We start from the raw sequence: 8,585 nt of genomic DNA, 5'->3' as shown, positions 1-8,585 counted from the left end.
GGGGTTAAGGAATGTTCCTGCACCTCAGGGGCGTGATCATCTCAGGGCCCCGGGGAGAGTCCTGTTCGCCCGGCTTGATCACGTGTAGTCCGGCCCGGTTCAGGATCAGAGTTCAGTCGGCGGCAGGCCGAGGAGGTCGTGCCATGCCTCGCGTCCTGCGGGTGTCACGAGGAGAGCGCGGGTGGTGCCGATGCGCGTCATCCATCCAGAGGTGAGTGCGTGGGTGCACAGCGTGGCGCCCACGGCGCCAGCCAGATGGGGACGGCGCTCGGTCCAGTCGAGGCATGCGCGTACCGGTGGTCGGCGTGAGCCGGTGGGCACCGTGATGCCGGTCTCGGACAGCCAGAGGGCGCCGTTGCCGGTCAGGGCCGGCTCGGGTCCCCACTCCAGCAGTCCGCGCTCGACCATTGCGTCGGTGATGGCCAGTGCGACGGTTCCGGCGAGGTGGTCGTAGCACAGCCGGGCGCGGGCCAGTGCCTGCTGTCGGCCGGAGGCCGACAGGGAAAGTGGCCGGGCGTTGCGCTGTGGAGCCAGCGCAGCGAGGCTCTCGATGAGTTCGACCACTCTGCGGTCGGCTACCCGTACGTAGCGGTGGCGTCCGTGTCGCTCCTCGACGAGGAGTCCGCCGTTCACGAGCAGGTTCAGGTGTGACGTCGCGGTGGACGCTGCGATGCCGGCGTAACGCGCGAGCTCGTTCGCCGTCCACGCCCGGCCGTCGAGCAGCGCCAGGCAGAAGGCAGCCCGGGTGCCGTCGGCCAGCAGCTTGGCCACCCCTGCCAGGTCCACCCCCACGTCCTGACCTGCGCGCTGAATGTCCACGGTGTCCATTGTCTCCGACGTCCCTTCGACGTCCGTCGAAGCGTCCCCGTCCTAGCGTCAGCACGTGCGCCGGGCTCACCCTCACCGCACCCGCGCGCAGGGCCGAACCGCCTCCGCACACACATTGGAGCAATCATGACTTCGTCCGACACTGCCGTCACCGGCTCCCACCAGTCCGAACCCCGCACGGGCTTCGTGCTCACCGACGCCCCCACCCCACAGGACGTCGCAGCGATCTCCGACGCGCTGGACCGCTTCAACATCGAGCACACAGGAATCGCGGACCGCAGATCTCTGGGCGTCCTGGTCCGTGATCCCGCAACGCGCCAGGTGGTCGGCGGGCTGACCGGGCGGACCTCGCTCGGGCTGTTCTTCCTCGACCTCTTTTACCTGCCGCCCCGGCTGCGTGGCGGCGGGCTGGGAACACGGATCCTCCGGCAGGCCGAGGACGAGGCCCGCGCCCGTGGCTGCCGCACAGCCGTGCTCTACACGATCACCTTCCAGGCCCCCGGCTTTTACCAGAAGCACGGGTGGAAGCGTCTGGGCGAGGTGCCCTGTGATCCGCTGGGCACCAGCCGCGTCTTCATGACCAAAGAACTCACCGCACCGAGCGGCGCATCAGTTCGGGCCCGGTAAGGTCGCCGTGCTCGTTGCGCCGTCATCCTTCCCGTCCGCTCCGCTCCTGCCGCAGGCCGCGTCCGGGGTCTCACGGGCCGAGGCGTTGGTGCCGTCCGGGCTGCTCGACGCGCTGGCCCGGGTGCCCGATCCGCGTAATCCGCGCGGGGTGCGGTTCCGGCTGGCAACGTTGCTCGCGGTCGGGGTGTGTGCGCTCACCAGCGCCGGACACAACTCCCTGACCGCCATCGCCGAGTGGGTACGCCACTGCGACCAGGATGTCCTGGCCCGCCTGGGCTGCCCCTTCGATCCCTTCACCGGACGGTTCAAGGCGCCGGGCGAGCGCACGCTGCGCGACGTGTTCGCCCGCCTCGACCCCGGGCTACTCACCGCCGCCGGTTTCACCAGGCTCACCGCACTCCAGCCCTGCCCGGTCAGCCCGACCGGCCCGGACGGGACTGTCGAGCGCGAGCAGCGCCGCGCCCACCACACCGCCCGACGCGAGACGGATCGGCCGCGACCGCGTCGGGCGGCCTTCGCCGTGGACGGCAAATGCCTGCGCGGAGCGGTCCGCGCGGACGGCAGCCGCGTCTTCGTCTTGACCGCCGTGCGCCACCACGATGCGCTGACTGCCGCTCTGCGCGAGATCGGCGCGAAGACGAACGAGATACCCGAGTTCGCTCCGCTGCTGGACACTCTCGATGATCAGGAGCTGACCGGCTCCGTCGTCACCGTCGACGCACTGCACGCCCAGACGAGCCACGCCCGTTACCTCGTCGAGGACCGACAGGCTCACTACTTGCTGTCGGTGAAGAACAACCAGCCCACCCTGGCTCGCCAGTTGACGAATCTGCCCTGGAAGCAGGCACCGGCCCTCAACCGCTCCCGCGACCGCGGACACGGCCGTGACGAGGTCCGCGAGGTGAAGGTGGTGAGCGTGGACGGCCTGCTGTTTCCTCATGCCCGCCAGGTTGTTCGCATCCACCGAAAACGCCGCCGAACCGGCACATCGAAGTGGCAGACCGAGACGGTCTACGCCGTCACCGATCTCGCGGCCCACCAGGCGTCTCCTGCTGAGATCGCCGCCTGGGTACGCGGCCACTGGATCATTGAGAACACCGTCCACTGGACCAAAGACGTGACCTTCGCCGAAGACGACAGCCAGATCCGCCGCCACCACACCCCCGCGGTCATGAGTGCCCTGCGCGATCTCGCCCGCGCCACCCTCCACCGCGCCGGATGGGCCAACATCGCCAGCGGCCGACGAGCCCACACCCATCCCGCAGCCACCCTCACCCTCCACGGAATTCCATGATCAAACCGGGCGATCGCGACTCTCCCCGGGGCCCTGGTGATCATCTAGGCGTGGCGAGCTCTGGGGGAAATTTCCCAGGAGGGGCGACACCGAAGTTGACGTGTCGCTGGAATGCATGGCGCACGGCTCGAACGAGATGCGCACGGAGCCAGCGTTTCGAAGCCGGGCACCGGCTTCCGGAGGAGATGAGCGGGACTTGCCCTCGTCTCGAACCAGTCAACGTCCTCTGACGTCCTGGCGGACGGATACCCCTTCACGAGCCACGACGAAGGCCCCGGCTGCCGGGTACGGCGGCCGGGGCCTTGGCGACAGTGGAGCCTAGTAGTCGGCGTCGCCGCCGATGTCCACGCCCACCTCTTTGATCTTCCCGCTGGTACTGAGGACCGCGTGCACGTAACGATCTTCCTTGGCCCCGGCGTTGCGTGCGTGCTGGATTGCCTCCTCGGCGGATTCAATCGGTCGTCGCAACACCTTCGTGAGCTGGGGGTTTGTGATGGGTGTGGGGAATCAGCAGCGGGCTGTGCGGGAGTATCGCGGGCAGATGCCCTCGCCAGGGCGGCCGAGCGTTGCCTGGCGTGAGGACCGGGCCAGGTTCTGGAAGGCGATCGCGCGGGGGCTGAGTTCGGTGGACGCCGCAGCCGTCATCGAGGTCTCACCTGCGGTGGGGTCGCGGTGGTTTCGTCATGCTGGCGGGGTGAATCCGTGCCTCGCCCCGACTGTCTCCGGCCGTTACCTCTCGTTCGCTGAACGGGAGGAGATCGCTCTGCTGCGTGCGCGGGACTTCGGGGTCCGTGCGATCGCACGGTGTCTGGGGCGTTCGCCGTCCACGATCTCGCGGGAGCTCCGGCGCAACGCCTCCACGCGGAGTTACCACCTGGAGTACCGGGGCTCGGTGGCGCAATGGCATGCCGAGCGGCGGGCTCAGCGGCCGAAGCCGGCGAAGCTGGTGGCCGATGAGCGCCTGCGCGAGTACGTGCAGGACCGGCTGGCCGGGAACGTCGTCCACGCCCTGGACGGCCGGGTCGTCGAGGGCCCTCAAGTGCCGCCCTGGCAGGGAAGGAACAAGCCCCGTCGTCAGGACCGCCGCTGGGCGACCTCCTGGAGCCCGGAGCAGATATCACAGCGGCTCACGGTGGACTTCCCCGAAGATGAGTCCATGCGCATCTCCCCGGAAGCGATCTACCAGGCCCTTTACGTCCAGGGACGCGGAGCCCTCAAGCGTGAGCTCGTCGCCTGCCTGCGCACCGGACGGTCACTACGTGTCCCGCGGGAGCGCACCAGGCAGAGCGTCCGCGGCCACGTGACCGCTGACGTGCTGATCAGCGAGCGGCCGGCCGAGGCCGAGGACCGTGCTGTTCCAGGCCACTGGGAAGGTGACCTCATCATCGGCACCGGCCGGTCCGCGATCGGCACGCTGGTCGAGCGCAGTACGCGGTTCACCATGCTGCTGCACCTGCCCCGGATGGAAGGCTTCGGCACCGAACCGCGCACCAAGAACGGGCCCGCGCTGGCCGGCCGCGGCGCCGAGGCCGTGAAAGACGCGATCACCGCCACCATCACGACCTTGCCCGAGCAACTACGCAGGTCACTGACGTGGGACCGGGGCACGGAACTGGCCCAGCACGCCCAGCTCCGCGTCGATGCCGGTCTCCAGGTCTACTTCGCCGACCCCCACAGTCCCTGGCAGCGCGGCACCAACGAGAACACGAACGGTCTGCTGCGGCAGTACTTTCCAAAGGGCACGGACCTATCGCGCTGGGGCATCGACGAGCTCCAAGCCGTCGCCTTCACCCTCAACAACCGCCCCCGCAAGACCCTCGCCTGGAAGACCCCCGCCGAAGCACTCAACGAGCACCTACTATCCCTGCAGGAAGCTGGTGTTGCGACGACCGGTTGAGTCCAAGCTCTGCATCGGTGCCCCGAGTGCCCGCCCGATCAAGCTGAACGACTGCCCCTCGCGCCAGCGTCTCCAGATCTCATCCTGTTGCGCCGGCGAAAACCCGTAGTCACGCACCCGTGCCTCCACGATCACATGATCATCCGTGGGTGGTGCGTTGATCACTTGAGGGTGCCAACGAATGACGACAAGTGCCGCTGGCGTCCAATGAACCCGTACTTTCCGGGACCTGACGGCGGCGCAGATCCAATCAGATCCGATGGAGGCTGATGACAGGGTTTGCTGACAGCTAGGGTCGAATGCGACCACCACAACGGGGGGCGCATGGCCAACCTGGTCTACAAGAGGGTGTCGACCGACCGACAGAACCTCGTCCTGGACGAGGCCGGGATCGAGGACCCGGTCGTCTTCGAGGAGCAGGCCGGCACCTCCAGCCGCCTTCACCCGCTGGAGCGACCGAAGTTCGGCGAGCTGCTCGCGTACGCGCGGCCGGGCGACGCCATGCACATCTCCGAGATGTTCCGCCTCGTGCGTGGCACCGGCCACATCCTCGACGTGCTCGACGTCCTGCACCGCGACCGCCTCGCCCTGCGCATCCACGACGGCGCGTTCTCCGCCATGGACCTCACCGCCCGCCACCCACGTACCGGCGAGCTGCTGTCCACCGTGAAGTTCATGGTGCAGCCCCTCGCCGCCGCCGGCGAACTCCAGCGCGACCTCCAGCGAGAGCTGACCTACGACGGACTGCGCGCCGCCGAGGCGAAGGGCAACAAGGGCGGGCCGCCCCGCCGTCGCGGCCGACAAGACCGACGCCGTGCGCACCGCATACATGGAAGGCCGCTCCATCGCCGCCCTCGCCCGCGACCACCACGTCAGCCGCGGCGCCATCCGAACCGCCGTCGCCGACCTGCTGCCCGAGTACACCGCCGCCGCCCCGGACGCCCTGGCCCCGGAGGTACCGGTCGTTCTCGACATGCCGGGCAAGGTCGCCGACTTCCTCCGCGCGTCCGACCTCGACGACGCCGAGCGCGCCACGCTCGATCAGGGCGTGACCGTACGGCGCGGCCAGGGCTACACCCTTCGCGTCACCGCCGCGCCCGCAGTCCACCGCCAACTCCTCGACCTCTGCCAGACCCTCGACGGCGCTGCGGCGGTCCCGGCCCAGCGCAAGGCCCGCCGCGATTACAGGAACCGCGTCAACCTGTATGCCCCGACCACAGATCTCGGAAGTCAGTCACGCTCCGCTACCTGACGGGTGGCGGCAGCTATACGAGAATACGGCCGACACCGCCGAAGCGGGCCCGGTGCTCGTCGATGAACGCTACGAGTGTGTGTGGCCGGTCGAGCTCGGCCGCGAAGAAATACCACTGTCCCGAAACCGAGAAATCGTCCATGTGTCTTCGACTCAGGTCACTGGCCACCGCAGGTCAGGTCCTTCGCGGGCAGTCGGCCCGTGGCCAGGTACCGCGTGACGCCGGCGTCCGCGCAGGACGGTCCGGCCACCACCACCCCGTGGCCCTCACCGCCGGCCACGGTGACCATCCGCGCACCGTGCAGCGCCCGCCGCATGCCCTGCGCCATGGGCAGCGTCGCTTGCGGGTCCCACTGGTTCTGCACGATCAGCGCGTTGACGTCGTTGCTCACCACGGTGGCCGGCTCCCTTGCCGCCGACTTCCAGAACGCGCACGGCTGAATGGTGGCCCCCAGGTCTCCGGCCAGCGGGTACTTGGCCCGGTCTCGGATCACGTCCCGGCGGTACTGCTCGGGGTTGCGCGGCCAGCTGCGGGTGTCGCCGCAGAAGGCGGCCCAGGTGACGGCGGACTGGTTGTCGGCAGGAACGTCCGCACCGAACGCCCCCGCGTCGGCGGACCGGACCGGGGCGGAGCCGGGGACAGCCGGTTCGGCCGACGCTGCCGTCACCGCCGACGCGGTCGGCGTGGCCGGCGCGGGCGGTCCGCCTGCGGCCGAAGCCTTCAACGCGACGATCCACGGGGTGACGGTCTTGACGCCGACGAACGCACCGTACTGGGAACGGATGGCGCCGCCGCTGAGCGCCCCACCGTTCGTCGGGACGGGTGTGCGGTCGGCGCGGGCGATGAGCTCCCAGTACGTCTTGCGGACCTTCGCCGGAGTCGGACCCAGACCGTAGGTGGCGTTGCGGGCGGCGGCCCACTCGGTCCAGCGGGTGAAGGCGAGTTCGGCCCCCGCCGACCACCCCCGGAACGTCCCTCGCCACGCAAGCGTCGGATCGAGGGCGCTGTCGAGCACGAACCGGTCCGAGCGCCGGGGGAACATCTGCGTGTAGACGGCGCCCAGGTAGGTGCCGTACGAGTACCCGAAGTAGGAGATCTTCTTCTCCCCCAGTGCCGCCCGGACGACGTCCATGTCCCGTGCCGTGTTGCGGGTGGTGAGGTGCGGCAGCATGTCGCCCGCCTTGGCCCAGCACTTGTCGGCCACCGTCCGGGCCAGAGCCACGTCCTTCGCGAACGTCCGTGCGGTGTAGGGGTGCTGGACGGCCTGTTCGTCGGCCGTCAGACCGCAGCTGATCGGCGCGCTCTGCCCGACCCCGCGCGGGTCGAAGCCGACCAGGTCGAACCGCTCTCGTACCTCCGCCGACAGCAGCGACTCCATCTCCACGGGCATGGTCAGCCCCGGAACGCCCGGCCCCCCGGGATTCATCAGCAGCACGCCGTGCCGCTCCTTCGCACCGCTCGCCTTTACCCGCGATATCGCGAGGTCGATCTTCCGGCCCCCGGGGTCGCTGTAGTCCAGCGGCACCTTAACCTTCGCGCACTCGAACGTCGCCGGACGGCCCGGATCGCAGCGCTCCCAACGGAGTTCCTGCTGCGCGTACTGTTGGAGCGGATCCCCTGCCCCAAACGCCGTCACGGGAGTGAGCGCTGCCATCACCGTCGTCACCGTGCCGACCGTGAGCACGGAAATCGTTCGGGCGCCTCGTAGAGCCATGCCAGTCCTCTGTGCAGAATCAGTGTCTCGAATTGCCTCCAGTCTCTGTTCCGCCCCACCCGTACCCCGTACGACGCGGGGATGGACTCATGATCCAACTAGCGGTGTAGGACGGCACACCGACGTCCTGCTGGAGTCCCGCTCCGTGTCGTTCATCAATCAGGGTGGGCGGCCGATCGGCGGTCTGCCGACAGTCGTGCCATCGACACCCCGACCCGCAGCGCTGCGACGGCGATGGGCCGCAGCGCCGACGGCGCGGCCCATCGCCGTGTCGTCGGCGCCCGGGCGGGAACGGCTCAACACGGTTGCCGTGTACCGGTACCCGCCGGGGTAGGTGACAACGCCGACCCCGTCACGCACCGACCCGACCGGGCCAGCGTTCTCCACAGCCACACAAACCGGCGGACGGAGGCTAACAACAACGCACAGCCGATCAGTTGACACCTCGCCACCGTCCGCACCCACCCGCAGACAGCAGCGCTCCGGTGCGATCGGCCCAGATCGCCTGCATCGATTCGGCCGTGTCGCGGGCGGCGGTGCGGGAGGACCAGCGCGGGCCGAACGCCCGACCGGTGGCCACGTTCTTGCCGGCTGCGAGCTCCCCGTCAGCGGCAGTGGCGGACCAGACCAGCCCGTCGGCCCACCCGGCGCGGCCTTCCTGTCCTACCGCTTCGTCGGACCAGCGCGCCGGTCTCCCGGCCCCTAGGGGATAGGGAAGGGACACCCGGGTGCTGTTCCTCCTGCAGGCCACGTGGGCTCGCGCTGAACTGGACGCTCGGTCCCGGACCGGACATACGGGCAGCTCAAGGCCACCGAGGCCGGATTCCGGGAGACCCGTGAGCAACAGGCGCTGAGGGAACGCGACGGCCGGCGGGTGGATTCAGGCGGTCCGGTCGCCGGGGGCCGGTTGGAGGCGGTCGAGGCGTTCGTAGAGGGCGCGGACCAGTCGGGCCCGGTTCTGGACACAGGCCA

At 69.4% G+C, this 8,585-nt stretch carries 7 protein-coding genes and 1 pseudogene; 5 read left to right on the top strand and 3 right to left on the bottom strand.

All coding sequences use genetic code 11. From position 1 onward, the window contains the following. Positions 1-105: 105 nt before the first annotated feature. On the bottom strand, positions 106-828 hold the full coding sequence (locus NBY69_RS36975) for a helix-turn-helix transcriptional regulator (RefSeq protein ID WP_056792909.1): 723 nt from the start codon (positions 826-828) through the stop codon (positions 106-108). Positions 829-954: 126 nt separating this feature from the next. Between NBY69_RS36975 and NBY69_RS36970 the strand changes: the two genes are divergently transcribed. Then, entirely contained in the window at positions 955-1,455 is a 501-nt protein-coding gene (locus NBY69_RS36970; protein ID WP_097968167.1) for a GNAT family N-acetyltransferase, read from the top strand. 7 nt (positions 1,456-1,462) lie between these two features. Next, complete coding sequence (locus NBY69_RS36965) at positions 1,463-2,749, top strand: ISAs1 family transposase (RefSeq protein ID WP_374211388.1); 1,287 nt, start codon at positions 1,463-1,465, stop codon at positions 2,747-2,749. A 318-nt stretch (positions 2,750-3,067) separates the two neighbouring features. On the opposite strand, the gene NBY69_RS36960 is transcribed toward NBY69_RS36965, so the two are convergent. Beyond that, a complete protein-coding gene (locus tag NBY69_RS36960) occupies positions 3,068-3,217 on the bottom strand; it encodes a hypothetical protein (protein ID WP_250306665.1) in 150 nt (49 codons plus the stop codon). 25 nt (positions 3,218-3,242) lie between these two features. On the opposite strand from NBY69_RS36960, the gene NBY69_RS36955 reads away from it, so the two are divergent. The 3 genes and pseudogenes from NBY69_RS36955 to NBY69_RS36945 all read left to right on the top strand — a co-directional run bounded on the left by NBY69_RS36955 (position 3,243) and on the right by NBY69_RS36945 (position 5,898). Then, positions 3,243-4,646 (top strand): IS30 family transposase, encoded by a 1,404-nt coding sequence (locus NBY69_RS36955; RefSeq protein WP_250306664.1) that lies wholly within the window; start codon positions 3,243-3,245, stop codon positions 4,644-4,646. A 324-nt stretch (positions 4,647-4,970) separates the two neighbouring features. Further along, positions 4,971-5,357 (top strand): annotated as a pseudogene (locus NBY69_RS36950) (recombinase family protein); the annotation flags it as partial. A gap of 103 nt (positions 5,358-5,460) precedes the next feature. Next, a complete protein-coding gene (locus tag NBY69_RS36945; protein ID WP_250306663.1) occupies positions 5,461-5,898 on the top strand; it encodes a resolvase in 438 nt (145 codons plus the stop codon). Between the two features lie 158 nt (positions 5,899-6,056). On the opposite strand, the gene NBY69_RS36940 is transcribed toward NBY69_RS36945, so the two are convergent. Then, a complete protein-coding gene (locus NBY69_RS36940) occupies positions 6,057-7,613 on the bottom strand; it encodes an alpha/beta hydrolase (protein ID WP_250306662.1) in 1,557 nt (518 codons plus the stop codon). Between the last annotated feature and the right edge of the window lie 972 nt (positions 7,614-8,585).

This window comes from Streptomyces sp. A 4/2 (genome assembly GCF_940670765.1).
Classification (GTDB): Bacteria; Actinomycetota; Actinomycetes; order Streptomycetales; family Streptomycetaceae; genus Streptomyces.
The sequence above is the reverse complement of the archived record's forward strand: the minus strand, read 5'-3'. Positions and strand labels throughout refer to the sequence as shown.

Bases quoted from the DNA above. Each gene is read 5' to 3' on its own strand.
- NBY69_RS36975 (WP_056792909.1), bottom strand. From the start codon at position 828: ATGGACACCGTGGACATTCAGCGCGCAGGTCAGGACGTGGGGGTGGAC.
- NBY69_RS36955 (WP_250306664.1), top strand. From the start codon at position 3,243: ATGGGTGTGGGGAATCAGCAGCGGGCTGTGCGGGAGTATCGCGGGCAG.
- NBY69_RS36940 (WP_250306662.1), bottom strand. From the start codon at position 7,613: ATGGCTCTACGAGGCGCCCGAACGATTTCCGTGCTCACGGTCGGCACG.
- NBY69_RS36970 (WP_097968167.1), top strand. From the start codon at position 955: ATGACTTCGTCCGACACTGCCGTCACCGGCTCCCACCAGTCCGAACCC.